Raw genomic sequence first — 24269 nt, forward strand, 5'->3', positions numbered from 1 at the left:
GATCAGCCATGAAACGGCACGCTCAGCAACGCCAGCACGATCAGCACCGCCAGCCAGAGGACGAGCGTGCGTTCGACCAGCATCAATGCCGCCACGATGTGAGCGGCTTTCGCCGGATGTCCGAAGCCGAGCGTCGGCCTGTCCTCGAGCACGCCGTGATAGACCGCCGGCCCGCCGATCAACACGTTCAGGCTGCCCGCGCCCGAGGCCATGACCGGTCCGGCGTTCGGGCTGTCCCAGCGCGCAGCCTGCTCGCGCCAGCAGCGCCATGCGGTGCGCGTGTCGCCGAGCAGCGCGTAGCTCGCCGCGGTCAGCCGCGCGGGAATCCAGTTGAGCACGTCGTCGAGGCGCGCGGCCGCCCAGCCGAAGCGCAAATAGCGCGGCGTGCGATAACCCCACATCGCATCGAGCGTGTTGGCGAGACGAAACGCGAGCGCGCCCGGACCGCCCGCGATGGCGAACCAGAAGAGCGCGCCGAAGATCGCGTCGTTGCCGTTTTCGAGCGCCGATTCGACGGCGGCGCGCGAGAGCGCGGCTTCGTCGGCCTGACTGGTGTCGCGCGACACGATGCGTGAAGTCAGCAAGCGCGCCTGCGCGAGATCGCGTTGCGTGAGAGCCTGCGCAATCGGCGCGATGTGATCGTGCAGGCTGCGTGCGCCGAGCGCGAACCACAACAGCACGACATGCACCGCGCAGGCCGCGAAAAACGGCAGCGCCGCGACCAGCCACCAGGCGATCAACACGGGCGGCATGACCGCCAGCGACCACGCGAGCAGTCCCTTGAGCCGCAAGCGCCGGCCGCGGTTATGGCGCGCTTCGAGCCGCATCGCCCATTTGCCGAAAACCACCAGCGGATGCGCGGTGCGCGGCTCGCCGAACCAGCGGTCGACGACGACGCCCGCAGCCGTCAGCGTGACGATGAGAGGCAGCGACAGCATCACGCGCCGCCGGCTGTTTTCAGCGCGAGCGGCAAGCCCGCGACCATCATCGTGACGTGGCGGCTCAACGCGGCGACGCGCTGATTGAGCCGCCCGAGTTCGTCGACATAGAGGCGCGTGGCCGCGCCGAGCGGCACCACGCCGAGGCCGATTTCATTGCTGACCACGATGAGCTTGCCTCTTGCGTTGAAGAGCGCCGTTTCGAACGCGGCGAAATGCGCCTGATAGCGGTCGACGGGCAGGCCGTCGCCTTCGGGCGGACACAGCAGGTTGGCGAGCCACAGCGTCAGGCAGTCGATCAGAATGCAGTGGCCGGGCGCGTCGAGTTGCGCAACCGCGCCAGCGAGATCGACGCTCGCTTCGTGCAACCGCCAATGCGCCGGACGCCGCTCGCGATGATGCGCGATGCGCGCGCTGAATTCGGCGTCGCCGGACACACGCGCGGTGGCGATGTACGTGACGGGCAGGGCGCTGTCGCTCGCAAGCCGTTCGGCGTGCACGCTCTTGCCCGAACGGGCGCCGCCGAGAACGAAGGTGAGGTCGCGGGAAGTCATCGCGTGATTGTACCGGCGCGATGGGATAATGCCGCGTTCAAGCGCGCGTTGCCTCGTGGCCGCGTGGGCCGATGCGTCGCCGGCTATCGCGCCGTTGTTCGCCGCCGCGTTGCTGCGAAGTTGCCGCTTCATGTGTTCTTCACCGCCGAGCCCGACATTCACGTGACCACCACTCCGACCCCGCATGACGCCGCACCCGTGCCGCGCGGCACGCTGATGATTCAGGGCACCACCTCCGATGCGGGCAAGAGCACGCTGGTCGCCGGATTGTGCCGGCTCGCGCGCCGCGCCGGGGTGCGGGTCGCGCCGTTCAAGCCGCAGAACATGGCGCTCAACAGCGCGGTGACGGTCGACGGCGGCGAGATCGGCCGCGCCCAAGCCCTGCAGGCGGTAGCCGCCGGCATCGCCGCGCACACCGATCTGAACCCGGTGCTGCTCAAGCCGACGAGCGACCGCGGCGCGCAGGTGATCATCCACGGCAAGGCGCGCATGAATCTCGATGCGCGCGCGTATCACGACTACAAGCCCATCGCGTTTGAAGCCGTGCTGGCATCGTATGCGCGTCTGCAGGCGGCGTACGACACGATTTTCGTCGAAGGCGCGGGCAGTCCCGCCGAGATCAATCTGCGCGAACGCGACATCGCCAACATGGGTTTCGCGGAAGCCGTCGATTGCCCCGTCGTGCTGGTGGCCGACATCGACCGCGGCGGCGTGTTCGCGCATCTGACCGGGACGCTCGCGTGTCTGTCGGCAAGCGAGCAGGCGCGGGTGCGCGGCTTCATCATCAACCGTTTTCGCGGCGACGTCGGTCTGCTGAAGCCGGGGCTCGAGTGGCTCGAGGCGAAGACCGGCAAGCCGGTGCTCGGCGTCGTGCCCTATCTGCACGGACTCACGCTCGACGCGGAAGACATGCTGCCGCCCGAATTGCGCGCCGCGAACAGCGACGCGGGGCGCATGCTGCGCGTGGTCGTGCCGGTGCTGCCGCACATCAGCAACCACACCGATTTCGATGCGTTGCGCGCGCACCCCCAAGTCGATTTTCATTATGTGCGCAGCGGCACGCCGCCGCCGTCCGCCGATCTGATCATCTTGCCCGGCTCGAAGAACGTGCCGGGCGATCTGGCGTTTCTGCGCGCGCAAGGCTGGGATGCCGTGCTGCAAAGGCATCTGCGCTACGGCGGCCGGGTGATCGGGATTTGCGGCGGCATGCAGATGCTCGGGCGCGAAGTGGCCGATCCGCATGGCGTGGAAGGCCCGCCGGGCACCTTCGCGGGCCTCGGCTGGCTCGATTACTCGACGGTGCTCACGCGCGAGAAGACGCTGAAGAACGTGACCGGGCGCCTCGCGTTGCCCGGCTCGCCGGCGGTGGCCGGCTATGAGATTCACATGGGCGAGACGCAAGGCCCGGCGCTGGAGACGCCGGCGCTGCGGTCGGTGCAATCGGTGCAACCGGTGCAACGGGACACGGCGCATGGGATGCAAGAGGCGCACTCCGACGGCGCGTTTTCCGCCGATGGCCAGATTCTCGCCACCTACGTGCACGGTCTGTTCGACACGCCCGCCGCATGCGCCGCGCTGCTTGCGTGGGCCGGTTTGAGCGATGCCGCGGCGATCGACTATCCGGCGCTGCGGGAGGCGTCGCTGGATCGGCTGGCGGATACGCTCGCCGAGCATCTTGATCTTTCGAAGCTCTTTGCGGCGATCGGGTGATTTGGACTCGGGTGAGCGTCGGCGATTAGATCTTCACGGGAAATAATCAAAGCCTGAGTGGCGGTTTTTCGCTGCATCCGGTTCGAATACAGTCCTCGTGTTAGCGGCCGGTCGCCGGCCGCTTCTCTTTCAAGGATCCCTCATGAACCCGAATCGCTCCGCCGACCTGGCCGCTTTCCTCCTCCGGCTCGCCCTGGGCGTGCTTTATCTCGCGCACAGCCTGCAAAAGATCTTCGTTTTCACGCTGCCCGGCACGGCGCAGTTCTTCGTGTCGCTCGGCCTGCCAGGATGGCTCGGCTACGTGACGGCGTTCGTCGAACTGATCGGCGGCATTGCGCTGCTGCTCGGCGTGCAGGTCCGCTGGGTCGCGCTGGTGCTGCTGCCGTTCATGCTCGGCGCGACGTCGCAGCATCTGCATAACGGATGGGGTTTCGCGTCGCCGCACGGCGGATGGGAGTATCCGGCGTTCTGGGCGGTGACCTTGGTGGTGCAGTCGCTGCTCGGTGGCGGCGTGCTGGCGCTGGGTGGGCAGAAGGCGGGGCGCATGGCGGCTGCTTGATGCTTTGGGTGACGGTGGTTTTGATCGGCGCCTCCAACGCGCCCGCGCCCTGAACCGCGAGACAACAAAAAGCACGCGCCGTGAGGCCGCGTGCTTTTTCCAATGGCGCCTTGCCGCGCCGCCCCTATCCGCCGATCAGTACAGCACGATCTGCGTGCAGCGAAACAGCGCCATCGTCTTGCCGTCGGGATCCGTGACCGTGGCGTCCCACACCTGTGTGCTGCGCCCCAGATGCACACCCTTGGCGACCGCGCGGATCGTGCCTTCGGTGGTCGTCCCAAGAAAATTGCTTTTCAGCTCGATGGTCGTGAAGTTGCGCGCGGTCGGCGGCAGATGCGCGAGGCAGGCATAGCCGCAAGCGGTGTCGGCGAGGCCGATCACCGTGGCGGCATGCAAAAAGCCGTTCGGCGCGAGCAATTCGTCGCGCACGGTCAACTCCGCGGTCAACGTGCCTTGCTCCAGCGACAGCACATGCACGCCCAGCAAGCCCGGCAGCCTGCCCTCCTGGCGTTCGTGCAGACGCTCCACGGTGTATTCAGGGCGAAGTTTGCTCATGAAATTCGGTCCTCGAAGGAAAATCGGCGCTGCCGGAGTGATCAATTAGCCGTTGCAGGGCTTCGGCCCCGCTGCATTTGTCGATATTATCAACGGCTGGATCGGCGGGTGAACCTGAATCCGGTCAGGATCGGGGCTCATCGGCGCAAGTCAGAGCAAACAGCGCGGCAAACCGGCTGGCAGTGTCCAGCCTTCTTTCCGGGAGAATTCATGACGGTGATCGTGGTGGCGAATCCGAAGGGCGGCGTGGGTAAAAGCACGTTGTCGACCAATCTGGCCGGCTATTTCGCGGCGTCCGGCGAATGGGTCGCGCTGGCCGATCTGGACAAGCAGCAGTCCGCGCACGCCTGGCTGTCGCTGCGGCCCGACACGCTGCCGGCCATCGAAACCTGGGAAGTCGACCCCGAGACTCCGGCCAAGCCGCCGCGAGGATTGGAGCACGCGGTCGTCGACACGCCGGCCGGCTTGCATGGCAATCGGCTGGGTATCGCGCTCGATCTGGCCGACAAGGTAATCGTGCCGCTGCAGCCGTCGATGTTCGATATTCTCGCCACGCAAGAATTTCTTGAGCGGCTGGCGAAGGAAAAGGCGGTCAGGAGAGGCGCGATCGAGATCGGCGTGGTCGGCATGCGGGTCGATGCGCGCACGCGCTCGGCGGAGCAGTTGCACCGCTTTGTAGAAGGTTTGAAGCTGCCGGTGCTGGGTTATCTGCGCGACACGCAGAATTACGTGCAACTGGCCGCGCACGGCCTGACCTTGTGGGACGTCGCCAAAAGCCGCGTGGAGAAGGATCTGGAGCAGTGGCAGCCGATCCTCGAATGGACCAGCAAGACGGGCAAGAGGGCTTGAGGGCAAAGAGCAGGCGGCGTGGCCGCCCGCTGCATGTGGCTGCGTGGCGTTGAGAAGCGGCGCGAGTGAACTACGGCCTCAAGTCCAGTTTTGCGTCGGCACGTGATCGCGGCTGCCCTTGATCTTGTTGTGCTCGTCGACGAACACCAGGTCCGGCTTCCAGCCCGCCTTCAGTTCCGCTTCATCGACCACCGCGAACGCCGCGATGATCACCAGATCGCCGAGCTGCGCGCGCCGTGCGGCCGAACCGTTCAGCGAAATCATGCCGCTGCCGCGTTCGCCCTTGATCGCGTAGGTCGAGAAACGCTCGCCGTTGTTGATGTTCCAGATGTCGATCCGTTCGTTTTCGACGATGTTCGCCGCTTCCAGCAAATCCTCGTCGATCGCGCACGAGCCTTCGTAGTGCAGTTCGCAATGCGTGACCGCGACGCGGTGGATCTTCGACTTCAGCATGTTGCGTTGCATGACCAATCCCTTGTGGCTTCCTGTCCGTTTCTACGCGACGTAAGACGATTTCAGATTTCCTGTCCGTTTCTACGCGACGTAAGACGATTTCAGATTTCGAGGTTGTCGATGAGGCGAGTCGTGCCGAGCTTGGCGGCGGCCAGCACCACCAGTTCGGCGTTGGCGTCTTGCGGTCCCGGCGGGAGCAGATTCGAGCGCTTGCGCACCGCGACGTAATCGGGCTGCCAGCCGCGCGCGGCCAATGCCGTCATCGCCGCCTGTTCGAGCTTGGCGAAGTCGCGCTCGCCGGACAGCACCGCGTCGCGCACGCGATTGAGTTCGGCGGCCAGCCTCGGCGCCTCGGCGCGCTCGGCGGCCTGCAAAAAGCGGTTGCGCGAGCTGAGCGCGAGGCCGTCGGCGTCACGCACGGTTTCGGCGGCGATGATGTCGGTGGGCAGCGCGAACTGATGGCACATGCTGCGCACGATCATCAACTGCTGGTAATCCTTCTTGCCGAACACGGCGACGCGCGGCTGCACGCACGACATCAGTTTCATCACCACCGTGCACACGCCCTGGAAGAAGCCGGGGCGGAATTCACCTTCGAGAATGTCGCCCAGATCGTGCGGCGGATGCACGCGGTACTCCTGCGGCTCCGGATAGAGGTCTTTTTCCGTCGGCGCGAACAACACGTAGACGTTTTCCTTTTGCAGCTTCTCGATGTCGGCTTCGAGCGTGCGCGGGTATTTGTCGAAGTCCTCGTTCGGGCCGAACTGCAGCCGGTTGACGAAGATGCTCGCCACCACCGGATCGCCGTGCTGACGCGCGAGACGCATCAGCGACAGATGGCCTTCGTGCAGATTGCCCATGGTCGGCACAAAGGCGGTGCGATTCTGGCCGCGCAACTGGTCGCGCAATTCATGGATCGAGCTGATGACTTTCATGATCGGACTGGAAATTCCTGGCGCGACGCGAGACTGGGTTGGTGCGAAAAATCAGCTTTTCGCGCGGCCCGCCGCCTCACTGGTGATGAAAGGTTCGGAGCGCGGGATTGTAGTGGATTTGCGCCGCTGGCGCACCGGAACGAGGCATGCGGGCCGCGCGTGGTGCACGGATCGGCGCATGGCTCGCAGCCTCATGCCGGCAGATAGGCAAGGCGCACATAGATCGGCGCGAACGGCTCGGCCTGAGTGATTTCGACGAGCGATTCGCGGCACAGTTCGAGCACGGCAATGAAATTCACGACCACCACCGGCACGCCCTTGCTCGTGTCGAACAGGTCGGCGAACTCCATGAAGCGCGCGTTCTGCAATTGCCGCAGGATCGAGCTCATATGCTCGCGCACCGACAATTCCTCGCGCGAAATCTTGTGATGCTGAACCAGCTTGGCGCGCTTGATCACGTCGGCCCACGCGGCGCGCAGGTCTTCGCTGTTCACGTCCGGAAAGCGCGGCGTGATGCTTTGCTCGATGTAGACCTCGGCGCGCAGGAAGTCGCGCCCGAGCTGCGGCAACTGGTCGATGCGCTGCGCGGCGAGCTTCATCTGCTCGTATTCCAGCAGGCGGCGCACCAGTTCCGCGCGGGGGTCCTCGGCTTCCTCGCCGCTGTCCGCCTTCTTCACCGGCAGCAGCATGCGCGACTTGATCTCGATCAGCATCGCGGCCATCAGCAGATACTCCGACGCGAGTTCGAGATTGGTCTGGCGCAACTGCTCGACGTAGCCCAGGTACTGCACCGTGACGTCCGCCATCGGAATGTCGAGCACGTTGAAGTTCTGCTTGCGGATCAGGTACAGCAACAGATCCAGCGGTCCTTCGAACGTTTCGAGAAACACCTCGAGCGCGTCCGGCGGAATGTACAGGTCGGTCGGCAGCTTGAAGAGCGGCTCGCCGTACAGGCGAGCGAAGGCGATGCCGTCGACGGTGTCCGGCGTCGAGTCGGTGGTGGGCGCGGCAAGCGCGGCGTCGCCGGCGGCCGGCCGTGCGCCGTGTGCCTCGTCGGCGTGACTCACGCGCTTAGAAGTTTTGATAGTACGAGTAAGGCGTCTGTTCGACGCGCGAGGCTTTCTGCTCGGCGCGTTCTTCCAGGTCGATCGGCTGTTTGTCCCACAGCAGCGCGCGGCCGCGGCGTTGTTCGGCCTCGAGGCTGGGCTTCTGTTGCTTGAGCTGGTTCAGGAACTGGGTGATGTCCGATTGATACATGGCTCGACGTCCGTGGTGTGGGAAATGGCGGCGGCCTGGCAGTAAGAGGAGAGCGGCGCCGCAGCTATTCCATAATTTTACCGCATGCGCCGCGCGCGGACGAAAAACGGCGGCCGCGCGAGAGGGCGGTGTGCAAGAATTCCTGGAACCCGCGCGGCGCGGGGCGCGTCAAAGGCGGGCATCGCCGATGCGGCGGCGTCTGACGCATGACACGTTATTCGGCGTGCATTCCCCGAGCCGATCGGCGCGCGCGACGTTGGGCCGACGGCATCACGCATTGCGCATGCGTTGAGCGCCCATGCGCTGCCGCGTCGGGCGAACGCTTGTGAACCGATTGCGCGACGTCGCCGATGTGGTCAAATAGCGAGCTTCGGCCGCCGCGGCGCGCCTGAGCGACAGAATTCACCAACCACGTCCGGAGGATTGTTTGGCGGGATGTGCGATCGAAAAGCCGCATCCGCGGCGCGGCGAGACCGGCCTCGGGCGCGGGCACATGGCGTCCATCCGGCGCTGGCTGCGCGCGTGGCTGGCATTCGGCATCGTCATGTCGATGCTGGCCGTGACCGACGCCCACGCGGCGCGGCGCGCGGTCGCCAGCTACAAGGTCGAGATCGAAGCCACGCCGCGTTCGCTGCGCAAGCTGCTCGAGGAGCATCTGGATATCGCGCGGTTCGCCAAACGGCCCGACATCAGCGACGACCAGTTCCAGTTTCTGATTACCGCCACGCCCCAGCAGGTGCGCGACCTGGCCTCCACGCAGGGTTATTTCACGCCGGTGGTACGCACCGACGTGCGAACCGTCGACGATAAAAAGCGCGTCACGGTCAGTGTCGATCCCGGCCCGCTCACCACCATCAGTTCGATTTCGATCTCGTTTCGCGGCGCGGTGCTGACCGAGGACCCGGCGCAGGAAAATACCGCGCGCTTCGCGTTCTCGTTGCACGAGGGCGATCCGTTCTCGCAGGGCGGCTGGGACGACGCCAAGAACGCGGCGCTCAAGGCCTTGCAGGCGCGCCGCTATCTCGGCGCGAAGATCTACCATTCCGAGGCGCGCGTCGATCCGCGCACGCACGAGGCGACGTTGTCGGTCACGTATGAAAGCGGGCCGACCTTCACGATGGGCAAACTCGACGTATCCGGCACGCGGCGCTATCCCGAGCAGATCGTCGACAACGTGAATCCGATTTCGGTCGGCGACATCTACGACGTGCAGCGCGTCGCCGAATTGCAGCGGCAGTTGCAGAACACGCCGTACTACGCGAGCGTCGCGATCGACGTGGACAGCGACCCGGCCAAACCGCTCGAGACGCCGATGCACGTCAAGGTGTCGGAGTACCCGTACAACAGCGTGCGTGGCGGCGTCGGTTATTCGACGGACAACGGCCCGCTGATCCAGGGCGCGTACTCGTATCTCGACACCTTCGGCAAGGCGTGGCCGTTCACGATCGAGGGCCGCGTCGACCAGAACCAGCAATACGGACAAATCCAGTTGGCGATGCCGCCGGGGCGGCGCGCGTGGACCAACAGCGTGCTGGCGTCCTACACCACCACCGACGTTTCCGACACGCGCATCTACAGTATTCGCGCCGGCGTGCAGCGCGCCCGCACCTCGCAGTTCATCGACTACAACTACTCGATCCTCTTCTATCAGGACCGTCTCGACCAGAATGCGATTGCGCCGACCACCAGCCGCGCGCTGGTGCCGTCATGGTCCTGGACCCGCCGCCATACCGACGATCCGTTGTTTCCGCGCTCGGGCAACCTGCTTCACGTCGAGGCGGGCTTCGCGGTCAAGGGCGTGCTGACCGACCAGACGTTCATCCGCGGCTACGCGCGCGGTCAGCAGTATCTGCCGATCGGCAAGGAAGACATCGTGCTGCTGCGCGCCGAACTCGGCGGCGTGTTCACGAGCGGCAGTTCGAGCGGCATTCCGGCTTCGCTGCTGTTTCGCGCCGGGGGTTCGAATTCGGTGCGCGGCTATGGCTACCAGAGCATCGGTAATAGCGTCGCCGGTTCGGTGCTGCCCACCAAGTATCTCGTGACGGCGACGGCCGAATATCAGCACTGGTTTACTCACGATTGGGGCGCCGCCGCGTTCTTCGACATCGGCACCGCGACGGATACCTGGGGCGAAAAAGTTTTTTATCCCGGCGTCGGCATCGGCGCGCGCTGGCGCAGCCCGGTCGGTCCGGTGAACGTGGACGTCGCTTACGGCATCCGCAACCAGAGCGTGCGGCCGTATCTGACGCTCGGCATCGCCTTCTGATGGACACCTGCTTCTACATGATCCACGCATGACCACGGACGTTTCCGCTCAATCTTCCGCGCAGCCGCCCGGCACGCCTCCGCCAGGAGAGCCGCCCGGACAACCGCCGCCTGCCGACGCGCCGCCGCCGAGGCGTCGCCTCGGCCGGCTGCTGCTGAAAACGCTCGCGTGGACGGTCGCGGTGTTGGTGCTGCTGGTCGCGCTGGCGCTCGGTCTGCTGTACGGCGCGCTGACGACCGAGCGCGGCACCGCGTACGCGTGGCAGGCGGCGGTCAGGCTGCTGGGCGGCAAGCTCACGGGCACGCTCGAAGGCGGCGCGCTCGCGAACGGCGTGCAACTGCGGCAAGTACGCTGGCGCAGCCTCGACGGCAGCGGCACCGACATCCAGATCGACCGCGTCGCGGGCCGCTGGGGACTCACGCGCGAGCCCTGGCGCTTCACGATCGACTATCTGCATGTCGGCACGATCGACGCCCGGGTCGGCGCTTCGCCGAAGAGCAGCGAACCGCTGACGCTGCCGCAAGACTTGCGCTTGCCGCTGCAACTCGAAGTGCGCGACGTCCGGGTCGACAAGCTGTTGTTGCGCCAGGGCGGGTCGACGACCGAGTTCTCGCAGTTCGCGTTTCATGGCCGCAGCGACGGGCGTCATCATCAAGCCGCCATCGAGCGGCTCGACACGCCGTTCGGCGCCTTGACGGCGACGGCCAGGCTCGATGGCGCGCGGCCGTTTCCGCTTTCCGGCGACGTCGGCTATTCGGGCAAGGTCAACGAGGAAGCGGTTCAGGTGGACGGCCATTTGAGCGGCTCGCTGGAAAATCTGGTCGCCGAACTCGACGCCACCGGCATGAAGCTCGCCGGTCATGCGCGGGTCGAGGCCACGCCGTTCGGAGCGGTGCCTTTGCAGCGCGCCACGCTGACCTTCGATCACGTCAATCCGCAGGCGTTTGCGCCGGGCGCGCCGCTGGCGGATCTGGCGGTGCGGGCGGAGTTGCAGCCGGTAGGGCACGAAGAGGCGCCGGGCGGGGCGGGCGCGGTCGAGCTGGTTCCGGGCGCGGCGAGCGGGACGATGGCGGCGAGCGCTGCTGAGGCCGGCGGAGCTTCCGGTGCGGTGGGCGCCGGCAACGGCCGCGTTGCTCCCCACGCCGCCCAAAAAAGCGCCGCCGGTTTCGCCGTGGCCGGCCACATGTCGATCGTCAACGCCAAACCCGGCGCGATCGACCAGAACCTCCTGCCGCTGATCGACGCCAACGCCGACGTGCGCCTCGACGCCGAGGCACAGCGCATCTCGAACCTGAACGTCCGGCTCGTGAAGAACGCCACGCTGACCGGCGGCGGCGCGCTGACCGGCAAGCGCGGGCGATTCGATCTACAGGTCGCCGGGCTCGACCTGAACGCGCTGCAGGCAACCGTGCGGCCCACGCAGCTTTCCGGCCCGATCGGCGTCCGTCTGAACGACGACGTGCAAAGCCTTACGCTCGATCTCGTCGATCCAAAAGCGGCGCTGCGCGCGCAAGGCAAGCTGACATTCGATCCGGCCCGCGTCGCCTTCAACGACGTGCGCATCACGTCGGGCAAGGGCCGCATCGATCTCTCCGGCGCGCTCAAGCACGACGCGAACTCCAGCTACAACCTGAAAGCGCAACTGACCGATTTCGATCCGTTGACGCTGACATCGCAGATGCCATCGCGCACGCCGGTGACCGCGGCGCCGGCGTCGAGGGCCGACAAGGCCAAACAGGCCGCGGCCGAAGCGGGCAGCACGGCCGGCGCCAAAAGCGCGGCCCCAGGCGACAAAGCCGCCGCCGTGGCGAAAAACACCGCGAAGGCCACGGTGAAGTCGGAAGTCGTTCAGCGCAAAACGCCGCCGCCACGACGCGGCGCGCCGCCCGTCCGCAAGATCGAGGCACGCGTGAACGGCACGCTCACCGCGGCCGGCATGCTGGCTCCGGTTTTCACCACCAAGGCCGAATTCAAGCTCGGTCCGAGCGTCTACGACGGCCTGCCGCTGACCGGCGGCGGCACGATCCAGCTCGCCGGCTCGCGGATCTTGCCGAGTCGCGCGAATCTGTCGGTGGCGGGCAACCAGGTGGACCTGCAAGGCAGCTTCGGCGCGCGCGGCGACCGGCTGCGTTTTCGTGTCGACGCACCGCAACTGGCGCGCCTCGGTTTCGGACTCGCCGGCCTGGTGGCGGCCGACGGCGATCTCACCGGCTCGTTCGAGCACCCGAATGTCGTGCTGAACTACAAGGCTGACAGCGTGGTGTTCAGCAGCAACCGCGTCGGTCATGCGGAAGGTCATGCGGAACTGCGCGACGGCGCGAACGGCGCGCTGGTCTTCAGCACCGACGCGCGCAACGTGAGCGCGGGCGGCGTCGACCTGGCCACGCTCACGGCGCGTCTGTCCGGCACGCGCGCCAATCACACGCTCGAGGCTGCGGCCACCGGCAAACTGCAGGACCGTCCGCTCGCTCTCACGCTCGCCGCCAACGGCAAGCTGACCGAAGCCCGCGACGGCACGCGCTGGGACGGCACCGTGACCCGTTTGCAGAACCGCGGCACGCCGGCGCTGAATCTCGAAGCGCCGCTCGCGGTGAGCGCCGGGCCGAGCCGCCTGACCCTCGGCGCGACCCGCCTCACGCTCGAAGGCGCGGTGCTGAGCCTGAAATCGTTCGCCTTCGACCACGGCAAGATTCAGTCGGCGGGCAGCTTGACCGATATTTCGCTCGCGCGTTTGCAGGATCTGCGGCGCGAGGTCACCGGCACGCCGCCCGTCGTCAAGACCGATCTCGTGTTCGACGGCGAGTGGGATTTCTCGCTGGGCAGCACGGCTAGCGGCCACATCCAGTTAAAGCGCCGCGCCGGCGACGTCACGGTCGAAATCGGCCGCGGCCTCGCCTCGCTGGGTATCACCGACCTCAGCGCGCGCGCCGACTTCACCGGCGGCAACCGGCTCAATGCCACCGTGCATGCGCAGGCCAACCGGATCGGCGTGATCGATGCCGACGCGCACACCACGCTCGCGATGCGCGACGGTTTCCTCAGCGTGAACGAAGAGGGCCCGCTCACCGGCAACGTGAATGCGAACGTGCCGTCGCTCAAAACCACCGGCGGCCTGTTCGGGCCGAGCTATCTGCTCGACGGCCACCTCGCGCTCAAGCTCGCGCTCGGCGGCACGGTCGCCAAGCCGAACCTGACGGGGTCGCTGATCGGCGACGGTTTGTCCGCGACGCTGGTGGACCAGGGCGTGCAGTTGAAGGACGGCGTGGTGCGCATCGCGCTCTCGCACAATCTGGTCGATTTCCAGCAGGTCGAGTTTCACGGCGCGAGCGGCACGCTGCGCGCGACCGGGCGCGTGCGTCTGGACGGCGCGGAGCCGGACCTGACCGCGAGCATCGTCGCGGACAAGCTCGAGTTGTTCGCGGCGCCGGACCGGAATCTGTCGCTGTCGGGCAGCGCGAGCGTGGCCAACGCCGGCGCGCAGGGCGGCATGGCGATCAACGGCAAATTCGCGGTCGACCATGCGTTGTTCGACATGCCGGAAGAGTCCGCGCCGAGACTGGGCGACGACGTGGTGGTGGTGCGCCCGGACGGCACGGTCGCGGGCGAGCGGCCGAAGCCGGTGCCCGGCACCAACAAGCCGGTCGGCCCGTTCGCGCCGCGCGCCAATATCGACATCGACCTCGGCAAGGATTTCCGTTTCCGCGGACAAGGCGCGGACCTGGGCCTGACCGGCACGATCACCGCGATGAGCGCGCCGAATCTGCCGCTGCGCGCAGTCGGCAATGTGCGGGTCACGCCAGGCTCGACCTATACGCAGTTCGGCCGCAAGCTCAACATCGAGAACGGCTTTTTCACGTTCAACGGTCCGGTGGCGAATCCGGGCATCAATATTCTGGCGATGCGCCGCAATCAGCAGGTCGAGGCGGGCGTGCAGGTCACGGGCACGGTTCAGTTCCCGGTGGCGAAGCTGGTGTCGGAGCCGAACGTGCCGGATAACGAAAAGCTTTCGTGGCTGCTGTTCGGCCACGGCACGGACCAGGGCAACAACGTCGGCCAGCAAAGCACGATGACGACGGCGCTCGCGCTGCTCGGCAGCGCGAGCGGCAAGCGGATCGCGCAGACCTTCGGGCTCGACGAGTTTTCCATCGGCCGAAGCGAGGTCGGGCTGACCGATCCGCAGGTGGTGATGGTGTCGAAGGCGATCAACGAGTGGCTCGTGCTCGGCTACGAGCAAGGGCTGCAGTCGGCGAGCAATGCAATCAAGGCGACGGTCAATCTGACGCGCTACTGGTCCGTTGCGACTTACGGCGGCACTTTCGACGGCGTCGAACTGCTGTATACGCGGCGCTTCGACCGGATCCGGTGGTGATGGCCGGATCGCCGCGAGAGCGGCGCGGCGGGCAACGCCACGTCACGGCATAAAAAAACGGCACGCCTTTGCAGGGCGCGCCGTTTTTTGCTCGTGCCTCCCGGCTTTGAAGCCGGGCGCCGCGCTTCCTTCGGGCTTATACTTCACGTTTATTTCACGCGCATGCCCGGCTTTGCGCCGCTGTCCGGCTCCAGCACGTAGAGACCCGGTTCGGCTTTCTCGTCCGTGGCCGAGGCCGCGAGCACCATGCCCTCGGACATGCCGAACTTCATCTTGCGCGGCGCGAGATTCGCGACCATCACCGTCAGCTTGCCGACCAGTTGCTCCGGCTGGTACGCCGACTTGATGCCCGAGAACACGTTGCGGGTGTTCTCCTCGCCGACGTCGAGCGTGAGTTGCAGCAATTTGTCCGAGCCTTCCACCGCCTTGCAGTCGACGATCTTCGCGATGCGCAGGTCGATCTTGGCGAAGTCGTCGATCGAGATGATGGCGGGCGCTGCCTCTTTGTCGGCGGCGGCCGCTGCTGCCCTTGCCGCCTTCGACTTGTGTTTCGCGTCGGCCGGCGCCGTTTCCGGGGTGGCTTGCAGCGAATCGCGATTGGCCGCAAGCAGCGCCTCGATCTGCTTCGGATCGACGCGCGTCATTAAATGCTTGTACGCGTTGATGGGGCGCGCGGAGGACAGCGGCACGTTGGCGTCGGCCCACACCAGCGGCTCGATGCCCAGGAAGCCTTCGACGGCTTCGGCCAGCTTCGGCAGCACGGGCTTGAGCGCCAGCGACAACAGACGGAAAGCCTCGATGCTCACGCTGCAGGTTTCGTGCAGCGCGTCCGGGTTTGCCGCGTCTTTCGCCTGATCCCACGGCTTGGCGGTGTCGACGTAGGCATTGACCGCGTCGGCCAGATCCATGGTTTGACGCAGCGCGCGGTTGTACTCGCGCGCCTCGTAGTTCGCGGCGATCTGCGGCACGGCGGCGCGCAGCGAGGCGAGCAGCGGATGCTGCATCGCGCCGTCCCGCACGCGGCCGTCGAAACGCTTGATCAGGAAGCCGGCGGCGCGGCTCGCGATGTTCACGTACTTGCCCACCAGATCGCTGTTCACGCGCGCCTGGAAGTCGTCGAGGTTCAGGTCGAGGTCTTCCATCGTGCTGTTCAGCTTGGCCGCGAAGTAATAGCGCAGCCATTCCGGATTGAGGCCCGTGTCGATCACGCTTTGCGCGGTGATGAAGGTGCCGCGCGACTTCGACATCTTCGCGCCGTCCACCGTCAGGAACCCGTGCGCGAACACGTTGGTCGGCGTGCGGTGGCCCGAAAACTCGAGCATGGCCGGCCAGAACAGCGTGTGGAAATACAGAATGTCCTTGCCGATGAAATGGTATTGCTCGGCGGTCGAGCCCTGGCGGACCCACGCGTCGAAATCCAGCCCGCGTTTTTCAGCGAGGTTCTTGAAGCTCGCGTAATAGCCGACCGGCGCATCCAGCCACACGTAGAAATACTTGCCCGGCGCGCCCGGAATCTCGAAGCCGAAATACGGCGCGTCGCGCGAGATGTCCCAATCGGCGAGCTTGGCTTCGCCGGCGTCGCCGAGCCATTCGCGCATCTTGTTGGTGGCTTCGGGCTGCGCCAGGCCGCCCACCCACGCGCGCAGGAAATTCTCGCAGCGCGGATCCGACAGGCGGAAGAAATAGTGCGTCGAGGTCTTGCGGATCGGCGTGGCGCCGGAGACCACCGAATAGGGATTGACCAGTTCGGTGGGCTGGTAAGTGGAACCGCACACTTCGCAACTGTCGCCGTATTGGTCTTTCGCGCCGCACTTCGGACACTCGCCCTTGATGAAGCGGTCCGGCAGGAACATTTCCTTGACGGGGTCATAGGCCTGTTCGATATCGCGCGCGTCGATCAGGCCGGCTTCTTTCAACGCCAGATAGACGTTCTCGCTGAGAATGCGGTTCTCTTCGGAATCGGTCGTGTAGTAATTGTCGAAGGAAATCCCGAAGCTGTCGAAATCGCGCTTGTGCTCCTGCCACACGCGGTCGATCAACTGTTTCGGCGTGAGCCCTTCCTTTTCCGCGCGCAGCATGACCGGCGTGCCGTGCGTGTCGTCGGCGCCCACGTAATAGACCTCGTGACCGTGCATTCGCAACGTCCGAACCCAGATGTCCGTCTGGATATATTCGACCAGATGGCCAATATGGATTTGCCCATTCGCATACGGAAGGGCCGACGTGACGAGAACCTGGCGACGGCCTGACGGCGCGCCTGCGGAGAGATCGGTTGCGGGTGCTGACATAAGGATGGTGGGAGCCTGCGGTGGGACGAAACGTTGATTCTAGCAGGGCAGGCGCCCGGCGCGGCGCGGGCTGGATCGGCTGGAGGGGCCGTGAAGAAGCGCGACGGTGTATACCGAGCGCCCAAAAAAAACCGGGGCTATTAAACCCCGGAGCAACAACGACAAGAGGAGAATGGTGACGCGGCGGCGATTGCCAGCCACGTACCGTAAAGAGAGACAGCGGATTTTCAGCAGAGTTCGAAATTTTTTACGTTCTCGTGCAGGTTTTCTCCCAGCTCGGTTTTACGGTTCGCGGACGCCCGCGGCGCAAGCCCGGCGCCCGCTTCCTCATCCTCTTTCGAGCCGTGACGTTATTGCGTGGCGTGCTGCGCCGTGGCGCGCAGATAAATTTCCACGCGACGGTTCGCGGCGCGGCCGGCTTCGGTGTTGTTATCGGCGATCGGCTGGTTCGGGCCCATGCCTTGTGCCGACAGGCGTTGCGGCGCGACGCCACGTTGGCCCAGGTAGCCCGTCACGCTTTGCGCGCGGTTGACCGACAGCGTCTGGTTGTACGCCGGCTGGCCGGTGCTATCCGTGTGGCCGACCACCTGAGCGATCAGTTCCGGGTTCTGCTGCAGGGTCTGCGCAAGCTGATCCAGCACCGGCGCAAACGACGGCTTGACCGCGTAGCTGTTCGTGTCGAACGTGACCGAGCTCGGAATGTTCAGCTTGAGCGAGCCGTCCGGCTGCTCGGTGATCTGCGTACCGGTGCCCTTGGTGGCGCCGGAGAGCTTGTTGTGAATGGCTTGCCAGTTGTAGCCGGTGATGCCGCCCACCGCTGCGCCGACGCCCGCGCCGATCGCCGCGCCCTTGCCGCCGCCGAAGATCGCGCCCAGCGCCGCGCCGGTGCCGGCGCCCACGCCCGTGCCGACGGCCGTGTTAGTGCCCTGTTGGCTTGCGCAGCCTGCCAGCAAGGAGCCGGCAACGGCGAATACAGCCAGGCGAGTCATGATTTTTGCATTCATTTTTGATTCCTCTTGAGTGAAGCGAGTAACGCGGCAGTTAGCGATCAATCCATTTCGGCTAACGTGACGCGAGTAAAGCGGACTGCTCGACAATACGGAAAATCCTACGCTTTCTAAGTCCCGGTCCGACAGTGAAGCAGGGTCTTGCGGCACGGCTTGGCGCCAGCCACTACAATATTAGCTGGTGTACGCAGCGATGCGACCCCTTCGGCGTTCCGCCTGCCGGAAGGGTGCCCGGCAGGCCGGGTTTTCGCAATGCTGTCTAACAATTTCTTTCAAATTCCGGCGCGCGCGCAGACCCGATTCGCGCCGCGCCGCAAGTGTTCCCACGGAGTGTCAATGAGTATCGATCGGGCTTTGGTCGACGCTGCCCTCGCAGCCGTCACCGACCCCAACACGGGCCGGCCCTACGCCGCTGCCAGGAACATCAAGAACGTCGCCGTGGAAGGCGACACGGTCAGCCTCGAGGTGGTGCTCGGCTATCCGGCGAGACGCCAGTTCGAAGCGGTCCGCGCGCAGTTCGCGGACGCGCTGCGAGGCGTGCCGGGCGTGACGAACGCGCGCATCGAAGTGTCGCAGCAGATCGCGGCGCATACCGTGCAGCGCGGCGTGAAACTCTTGCCGAGCGTGAAAAACATCGTCGCGGTGGCGTCGGGCAAGGGCGGTGTCGGCAAGAGCACGACCGCCGTGAACCTGGCGCTGGCGCTAGCGAGCGAAGGGGCGTCGGTCGGCATACTCGACGCGGACATTTATGGTCCGTCGCTGCCCATGATGCTCGGCATCGTCGGCCGCCCCGAGTCGCCCGACGAGAAGTCGATGAACCCGATGACCGGCCACGGCGTGCAAGCCAATTCGATCGGCTTTCTGATCGAACAGGACAACCCGATGGTGTGGCGCGGCCCGATGGCCACGTCGGCGCTCGAGCAACTGCTGCGGCAGACCAACTGGCAGGATCTCGACTACCTGATCGTCGACATGCCGCCGGGCACCGGCGACATTCAGCTGACCCTGTCGCAACGCGTGCCGGTGACGGGCGCCGTGATCGTCACGACGCCGCAGGACATCGCGCTACTCGACGCGAAGAAGGGTCTCAAGATGTTCGAAAAGGTCGGCATTCCGATTCTCGGCATCGTCGAGAACATGGGCATGCACATCTGCTCAAATTGCGGCCATGAAGAGCACATTTTCGGCGCCGGCGGCGGCGAGCGAATGGCGAAGGAATATGGCGTCGAGGTGCTCGGCAGTCTGCCGCTCGACATCGCGATCCGCGAGCAGGCCGACTCGGGCCGGCCGACCGTGGTGGCGGACGCCGAAGGACGCATCGCGGAGATCTACCGGTCGATCGCACGCAAGGTCGCGGTTCATATCGCCGAGCGGGCGCGCGACATGACGTCGAAGTTCCCCAACATCGTCGTGCAGAACACCTGACCGGGCGCTTGAGCGAGGCGCCTGTCCGCGCCTATTTGCGCCTGTTTGCGGCTGGTCTCGCGGTATCATGTCGGCTTCACAAGTTCGGCTCGGCGGCCGCAGGGGCGGCCGCCAGGCCGGCAAGAGGATCGCATGGGAAAACGAATCGACGGGCAGGCGGTGCATGCGTTCATCGTCCTGGCTGCCAGCAGTCTGCTGTTATGCGGCTGTAGCGCGTTCCTGAGACCACAGGAAAAGCGCGCCGACGCGCAATTGCTGCCCACCGTGGGCAACCAGGCGCGCGGCCTCGTTACGTTCATCGAGCGCTCGGACGGCGTGCAGGTCACCTACAATCTCGCCGGCTTGCCGCCCAACAGCGACCATGCGCTGCAAGTCCACGAGCGCGGCGACTGCAACGCCGCCGACGGCTCCAGCGCCGGCCAGGTGTTCTCGCCGGCCGCCGAGCGTCTGAAAGCGGGCGCGCGGGTCGAAGGCGATCTCGGCAATATTCATGCGGATGCGAACGGCGTGGCGAGCGGCTTCATCGTCGCGCCGGACGTGTCGCTCGACGGTATCCGTTCGGTCTTGCAGCGCGCGGTACTGCTGCATCACGACGCGACCGACCCCTATGCGTATCCGCAGCATGGCGCGGGCTCCGCGCTCGCCTGCGGTTTGATTCGCCAGTGAGCGGCGGGAGTTCGATCTCCTTGCGGGCGGCCTTTGGAAGCGCGGCCGGTCATGTCTGATCGCGCGTTGGATTGTTTCTCCGGCGCACCCGCGGCAGTCTTCGTGATCGCGTAAAATGAGCGCCTTTCGTTGAGGCCGCCTGGCCCAAGGCGCGTAGGCGGGAATCCAGCCAGGCTCCATATGGCGCGGCGGCGCGGCGCTTGAAGCCCGCGGTAGCCCGCCAGTAGCCCGCCGCGAAAGTTGCCCGTTGAAACCGGGCCGTTATCCGTCACCCTGTCATTCACGTCGAGCAGCGTTCACCTATGACCATCAAATCCGACAAGTGGATCCGGCGCATGGCCGCGTCGCACGACATGATCGAGCCGTTCGCGCCCGATCAGGTCCGCGTCTCCGAAGACGGCCGGAAGATCGTCAGCTACGGCACGTCGAGCTACGGTTACGACATCCGCTGCGCCGACGAATTCAAGATCTTCACGAACATCAATTCGACCATCGTCGATCCGAAGAACTTCGACGAGAAGTCGTTTGTCGATTTCAAGGGCGACGTCTGCATCATCCCGCCGAATTCGTTCGCGCTCGCCCGCACCGTCGAATATTTCCGTATTCCGCGCAGCGTGCTGACCGTGTGCCTCGGCAAGTCCACCTATGCGCGCTGCGGGATCATCGTCAACGTGACGCCGTTCGAACCGGAATGGGAAGGACACGTCACGCTCGAATTCTCGAATACGACACCTTTGCCTGCCAAAATCTACGCGAACGAAGGCGTCGCCCAGGTGCTGTTTTTCGAAAGCGACGAGATTTGTGAAACGTCGTACGCGGATCGCGGCGGCAAATATCAAGGTCAGCACGGCGTCACGTTGCCCAAGACGTAACGTCGGCAGCGCACTGATCCACCAGCTATACGGGGTGACCGCTGCAATTGACAGAATGCAGCGGTCGTTCTTTTTGGAGAATCGCCCATGAAGTTTCGTTTTCCCGTCGTCATCATCGACGAAGATTTCCGCTCCGAGAACATCTCGGGTTCCGGCATCCGGGCTCTGGCCGAGGCAATCGAGAAAGAAGGCGCGGAAGTGCTCGGGCTGACGAGCTATGGCGATCTGACGTCGTTCGCGCAGCAGTCGAGCCGCGCCTCGTGCTTCATCCTCTCGATCGACGACGACGAACTGCTGCCCTACGTCGATAACGTCGTGGTGGAAGGCGAGACGCCGGAACTGGCCGCCGCGATCGTCGCATTGCGCGCGTTCGTGGCCGAAGTGCGCCGCCGCAACGCGGACATTCCGATCTTCCTGTACGGCGAAACGCGCACCTCGCGCCACTTGCCGAACGACATCCTGCGCGAACTGCATGGCTTCATCCACATGTTCGAGGACACGCCGGAGTTCGTCGCGCGCCATATCATCCGCGAGACCAAGGTGTATCTGGATTCGCTCGCGCCGCCGTTCTTCAAGGAACTGGTGCAGTACGCGGAAGAAGGCTCGTACTCATGGCACTGCCCCGGTCACTCGGGCGGCGTCGCGTTCCTCAAGAGCCCGCTCGGCCAGATGTTCCACCAGTTCTTCGGCGAGAACATGCTGCGCGCCGACGTGTGCAATGCCGTCGACGAACTCGGCCAACTGCTCGACCATACCGGGCCGGTCGCCGCGTCCGAGCGCAACGCCGCGCGCATTTTCAGCGCCGACCACGTGTTCTTCGTGACCAACGGCACGTCGACCTCGAACAAGATCGTCTGGCACGGCACGGTGGCGCCCGGCGACATCGTGCTGGTGGACCGCAACTGCCACAAGTCGATCCTGCACGCGATCACGATGACCGGTTCGATTCCGGTGTTCCTCACGCCGACGCGCAACAATTTCGGCATCATCGGCCCGATTCCGCGCAGCGAATTCGAGCCGGAAAACATTCGCAAGAAGATCGAGGCGAATCCGTTCGCGCGCGAAGCGCTGGCGAAAAACCCCAATCTCAAGCCGCGCATCCTGACCATCACGCAGAGCACCTACGACGGCGTGATCTACAACGTCGAGATGATCAAGGGAATGTTGGGCGAATGGCTCGACACGCTGCACTTCGACGAAGCGTGGCTGCCGCACGCCGAGTTCCATGAGTTCTATCAGGACATGCACGCGATCGGCGCGGGGCGCCCGCGCATCGGCGCGATGGTGTACGCCACGCACTCCACGCACAAGCTGCTGGCCGGCATTTCGCAGGCGTCGCAGATCGTCGTGCAGGATTCGAAGAACAGCCGCTTCGACAAGCACCGCTTCAACGAAGCGTATCTGATGCACACGTCCACCAGCCCGCAGTACGCGATCATCGCGTCGTGCGACGTGGCCGCCGCGATGATGGAAGCGCCGGGCGGCACCGCGCTCGTCGAGGAATCGATTGCCGAAGCGCTCGACTTCCGCCGCGCGATGAGCAAGGTCGACGCCGAATACGGCGACGACTGGTTCTTCAAGGTGTGGGGCCCGGACCAGTTCGCCGAGGAAGGCATCGGCTCGCGCGAGGACTGGATGCTGCGCCCGAACGACCCGTGGCACGGTTTCGGCCCGCTCGCCGACGGCTTCAACATGCTCGACCCGATCAAGGCGACCATCGTCACGCCGGGTCTCGACATGGACGGCGGCTTCGGCGAATCGGGCATTCCCGCCGCGATCGTCACGAAGTACCTGGCCGAGCACGGCATCATCGTCGAGAAGACCGGGCTGTATTCGTTCTTCATCATGTTTACGATCGGCATCACCAAGGGCCGCTGGAACTCGATGGTGACCGAGTTGCAGCAGTTCAAGGACGACTACGACAACAACCAGCCGCTGTGGCGCGTGTTGCCCGAGTTCGTCGCGCATCATCCGATGTACGAGCGGGTCGGCCTGCGCGATCTGTGCCAGCAGATTCACAGCGTCTACCGTGCGAACGACATTGCGCGCCTGACGACCGAGATGTACCTGTCGAGCATGGAACCGGCGATGAAGCCGTCCGACGCGTTCGCCAAGCTCGCGCACCGCGAGATCGACCGGGTACCGATCGACGAACTCGAAGGCCGCGTCACGTCGATTCTGTTGACGCCGTATCCGCCGGGCATTCCGTTGCTGATCCCGGGTGAGCGCTTCAACCGGACGATCGTCAACTACCTGCGTTTCGCGCGTGAATTCAACGAGCGCTTCCCCGGTTTCCACACGGACATCCACGGGCTGGTCGGCGAAACGATCAACGGGCGCATCGAGTACTTCGTCGATTGCGTGCGCGCCTGACGATGCGGACGATGAGGTTCCTGTGGAGCGTCGACGGCTGGCGGCGCGGGTTCGGCGCACTGGCTGTCGCGTTCGCGCTCGGCCTCGTGCTCGGCGCCGCGTCCTCGGCGGCGCGCGCCGAAGTGGCCGCGGCCGATCCGATCGACGCGTCGATGCGTACCTGTCTCGCGCGCAGCGACATGTCGTCGGCGGCGGGGCAGGTGCAGTGCATGGACACCGCTCGAATCGCCTGGAAAACCGCGATGGACAACGCGTGGCAGCAGCTTCAGCAAGGCTTGCCGCCGGCGCGGCGCAAGCAGTGGGAAAAGAGCCAGGCAAGCTGGCAAGCGTCACGCGATGCCGAGAAGCAATTGCTCGCGGCGGTGTTCGCGACGACGCGCGGCACGAGGTATGTGTTGGCCGAAGCCGACATGCAGTTGCAGCCGGTGCGTGACCGGGCGCTCGCGTTGCGCGGTGCGGTGGCGGGGATCAACGCCGGTGGCGACCCGCCGCGCCGTCCGCGTGCGTGCGGCGCGGATGCGCGGTGCGAACATGCGATGTTCGATCTGAACCGTTATTACCGTCGCTTGCAGTCGAAGATGCCGGTGCATTCGCGATCGACGCTGACGCGGGCGCAGAAGGCGTGGACCGTGTATCTCAATGCGAGTACGCCGTTGCTCGATGAGCGTGGCCGGATCGATGTGATTGGCGCGAGAGTCGCGACGATTAAGCGGTTGTCGGAGACGGTGGGGAATGATTAAGGTGGGTGGTGCACTGCGGGCGGGGGGCTTGCTGTGTTTGGGCCTTTTCTTGATTTGTTAGTGGTCTATTAGCGTTGCCCCTGTGCGGGGCGGCACCTACTTTTCTTTGCCGGCCGCAAAGAAAAGTAGGCAAAAGAAAGCGGCTCACACCGCTAATTTTTAAGTGGGTCCCCTGGCTTGGAGGGGATCGTGGTGCATCTGGAATCCGTGCTCTCGCACACTCCGCGTTCGTGACAAGGCAGTCATACTTCCCGCCTCGCGCTGCGCGCTCGCCGGAAGGGTCTGCCTTGCAAACCAGGGGCATCGCTCGCACGCAGTTGGGAGCCGTCGGCTTCGCCTCGGCGTGGCGCCGAAAGTCGCGCCGTTCAGTTGCGCGCGACAGAGGGCAAGCACGAGTTGAATGGAAGCACCGCTTAGTCGAGAAGCGGCGCATGGTTTAGTGAAGTAGCGCCT

Annotated in this window: 19 protein-coding genes; 10 read left to right on the top strand and 9 right to left on the bottom strand. The window is 65.3% G+C overall.

Going from position 1 to position 24269, the window contains the following annotated elements; translation table 11 throughout:
- Positions 1-2 precede the first annotated feature (2 nt).
- Both cbiB and cobU read right to left on the bottom strand, forming a co-directional pair.
- Positions 3-938: an adenosylcobinamide-phosphate synthase CbiB gene (gene cbiB, locus ACTJLC_RS24230; protein WP_310134818.1), complete on the bottom strand. Its 936-nt coding sequence runs from the start codon at positions 936-938 to the stop codon at positions 3-5.
- Positions 938-1492: a bifunctional adenosylcobinamide kinase/adenosylcobinamide-phosphate guanylyltransferase gene (gene cobU / locus ACTJLC_RS24235; protein WP_073431985.1), complete on the bottom strand. Its 555-nt coding sequence runs from the start codon at positions 1490-1492 to the stop codon at positions 938-940. The genes cbiB and cobU overlap by 1 nt, the downstream gene beginning before the upstream one ends.
- Positions 1493-1708: 216 nt before the next feature.
- On the opposite strand from cobU, the gene ACTJLC_RS24240 reads away from it, so the two are divergent.
- Positions 1709-3202 (top strand): cobyric acid synthase, encoded by a 1494-nt coding sequence (locus ACTJLC_RS24240; RefSeq protein ID WP_073431986.1) that lies wholly within the window; start codon positions 1709-1711, stop codon positions 3200-3202.
- 142 nt (positions 3203-3344) lie between these two features.
- On the top strand, positions 3345-3761 hold the full coding sequence (locus tag ACTJLC_RS24245) for a DoxX family protein (RefSeq protein ID WP_073431970.1): 417 nt from the start codon (positions 3345-3347) through the stop codon (positions 3759-3761).
- A gap of 135 nt (positions 3762-3896) precedes the next feature.
- Here the strand turns inward: ACTJLC_RS24245 and ACTJLC_RS24250 are convergent, their stop codons facing one another.
- Positions 3897-4316 (bottom strand): PaaI family thioesterase, encoded by a 420-nt coding sequence (locus tag ACTJLC_RS24250; RefSeq protein WP_073431971.1) that lies wholly within the window; start codon positions 4314-4316, stop codon positions 3897-3899.
- 210 nt (positions 4317-4526) lie between these two features.
- On the opposite strand from ACTJLC_RS24250, the gene ACTJLC_RS24255 reads away from it, so the two are divergent.
- The gene (locus tag ACTJLC_RS24255) at positions 4527-5165 is read left to right on the top strand and encodes a ParA family protein (RefSeq protein ID WP_073431972.1); all 639 of its coding nucleotides are present in this window, start codon (positions 4527-4529) and stop codon (positions 5163-5165) included.
- A gap of 78 nt (positions 5166-5243) precedes the next feature.
- On the opposite strand, the gene panD is transcribed toward ACTJLC_RS24255, so the two are convergent.
- From panD to ACTJLC_RS24275, 4 genes are all read right to left on the bottom strand, one after another.
- The gene (gene panD, locus ACTJLC_RS24260; protein WP_073431973.1) at positions 5244-5630 is read right to left on the bottom strand and encodes an aspartate 1-decarboxylase; all 387 of its coding nucleotides are present in this window, start codon (positions 5628-5630) and stop codon (positions 5244-5246) included.
- A gap of 89 nt (positions 5631-5719) precedes the next feature.
- Complete coding sequence (gene panC, locus ACTJLC_RS24265; RefSeq protein ID WP_073431974.1) at positions 5720-6553, bottom strand: pantoate--beta-alanine ligase; 834 nt, start codon at positions 6551-6553, stop codon at positions 5720-5722.
- Positions 6554-6744: 191 nt separating this feature from the next.
- Positions 6745-7620 (bottom strand): segregation and condensation protein A, encoded by an 876-nt coding sequence (locus tag ACTJLC_RS24270; RefSeq protein ID WP_073431975.1) that lies wholly within the window; start codon positions 7618-7620, stop codon positions 6745-6747.
- A gap of 4 nt (positions 7621-7624) precedes the next feature.
- A complete protein-coding gene (locus ACTJLC_RS24275; RefSeq protein ID WP_073431976.1) occupies positions 7625-7810 on the bottom strand; it encodes a DUF3460 family protein in 186 nt (61 codons plus the stop codon).
- Between the two features lie 427 nt (positions 7811-8237).
- Here ACTJLC_RS24275 and ACTJLC_RS24280 point away from each other — a divergent pair, with 427 nt between their 5' ends.
- Both ACTJLC_RS24280 and ACTJLC_RS24285 read left to right on the top strand, forming a co-directional pair.
- Positions 8238-10076: an autotransporter assembly complex protein TamA gene (locus ACTJLC_RS24280; RefSeq protein ID WP_083085823.1), complete on the top strand. Its 1839-nt coding sequence runs from the start codon at positions 8238-8240 to the stop codon at positions 10074-10076.
- Between the two features lie 28 nt (positions 10077-10104).
- The gene (locus ACTJLC_RS24285) at positions 10105-14445 is read left to right on the top strand and encodes a translocation/assembly module TamB domain-containing protein (protein WP_310134810.1); all 4341 of its coding nucleotides are present in this window, start codon (positions 10105-10107) and stop codon (positions 14443-14445) included.
- Between the two features lie 149 nt (positions 14446-14594).
- Here ACTJLC_RS24285 and metG read toward each other — a convergent pair whose 3' ends face one another.
- A complete protein-coding gene (gene metG, locus ACTJLC_RS24290) occupies positions 14595-16733 on the bottom strand; it encodes a methionine--tRNA ligase (RefSeq protein WP_310134807.1) in 2139 nt (712 codons plus the stop codon).
- Between the two features lie 350 nt (positions 16734-17083).
- Complete coding sequence (locus ACTJLC_RS24295) at positions 17084-17737, bottom strand: OmpA family protein (RefSeq protein ID WP_073431981.1); 654 nt, start codon at positions 17735-17737, stop codon at positions 17084-17086.
- 339 nt (positions 17738-18076) lie between these two features.
- Between ACTJLC_RS24295 and apbC the strand changes: the two genes are divergently transcribed.
- The 5 genes from apbC (at position 18077) to ACTJLC_RS24320 (ending at position 23816) form a co-directional block, all read left to right on the top strand.
- Positions 18077-19165 carry an iron-sulfur cluster carrier protein ApbC gene (apbC, locus tag ACTJLC_RS24300; RefSeq protein WP_310134803.1) on the top strand — a complete coding sequence of 363 codons (1089 nt, stop codon included), beginning with the start codon at positions 18077-18079 and terminating at the stop codon, positions 19163-19165.
- Positions 19166-19297: 132 nt separating this feature from the next.
- Positions 19298-19831 carry a superoxide dismutase family protein gene (locus ACTJLC_RS24305; RefSeq protein WP_073431983.1) on the top strand — a complete coding sequence of 178 codons (534 nt, stop codon included), beginning with the start codon at positions 19298-19300 and terminating at the stop codon, positions 19829-19831.
- A 302-nt stretch (positions 19832-20133) separates the two neighbouring features.
- Positions 20134-20703, top strand: coding sequence for a dCTP deaminase (gene dcd, locus ACTJLC_RS24310; protein ID WP_440845466.1), 570 nt, complete (start codon positions 20134-20136; stop codon positions 20701-20703).
- A gap of 87 nt (positions 20704-20790) precedes the next feature.
- Entirely contained in the window at positions 20791-23076 is a 2286-nt protein-coding gene (locus ACTJLC_RS24315; protein ID WP_073431984.1) for an arginine/lysine/ornithine decarboxylase, read from the top strand.
- A gap of 11 nt (positions 23077-23087) precedes the next feature.
- Positions 23088-23816: a lysozyme inhibitor LprI family protein gene (locus ACTJLC_RS24320; protein ID WP_310134799.1), complete on the top strand. Its 729-nt coding sequence runs from the start codon at positions 23088-23090 to the stop codon at positions 23814-23816.
- Positions 23817-24269: the final 453 nt, after the last annotated feature.

The organism is Paraburkholderia sp. 22099 (genome assembly GCF_052045835.1).
Taxonomy (GTDB): Bacteria; Pseudomonadota; Gammaproteobacteria; order Burkholderiales; family Burkholderiaceae; genus Paraburkholderia; species Paraburkholderia terricola.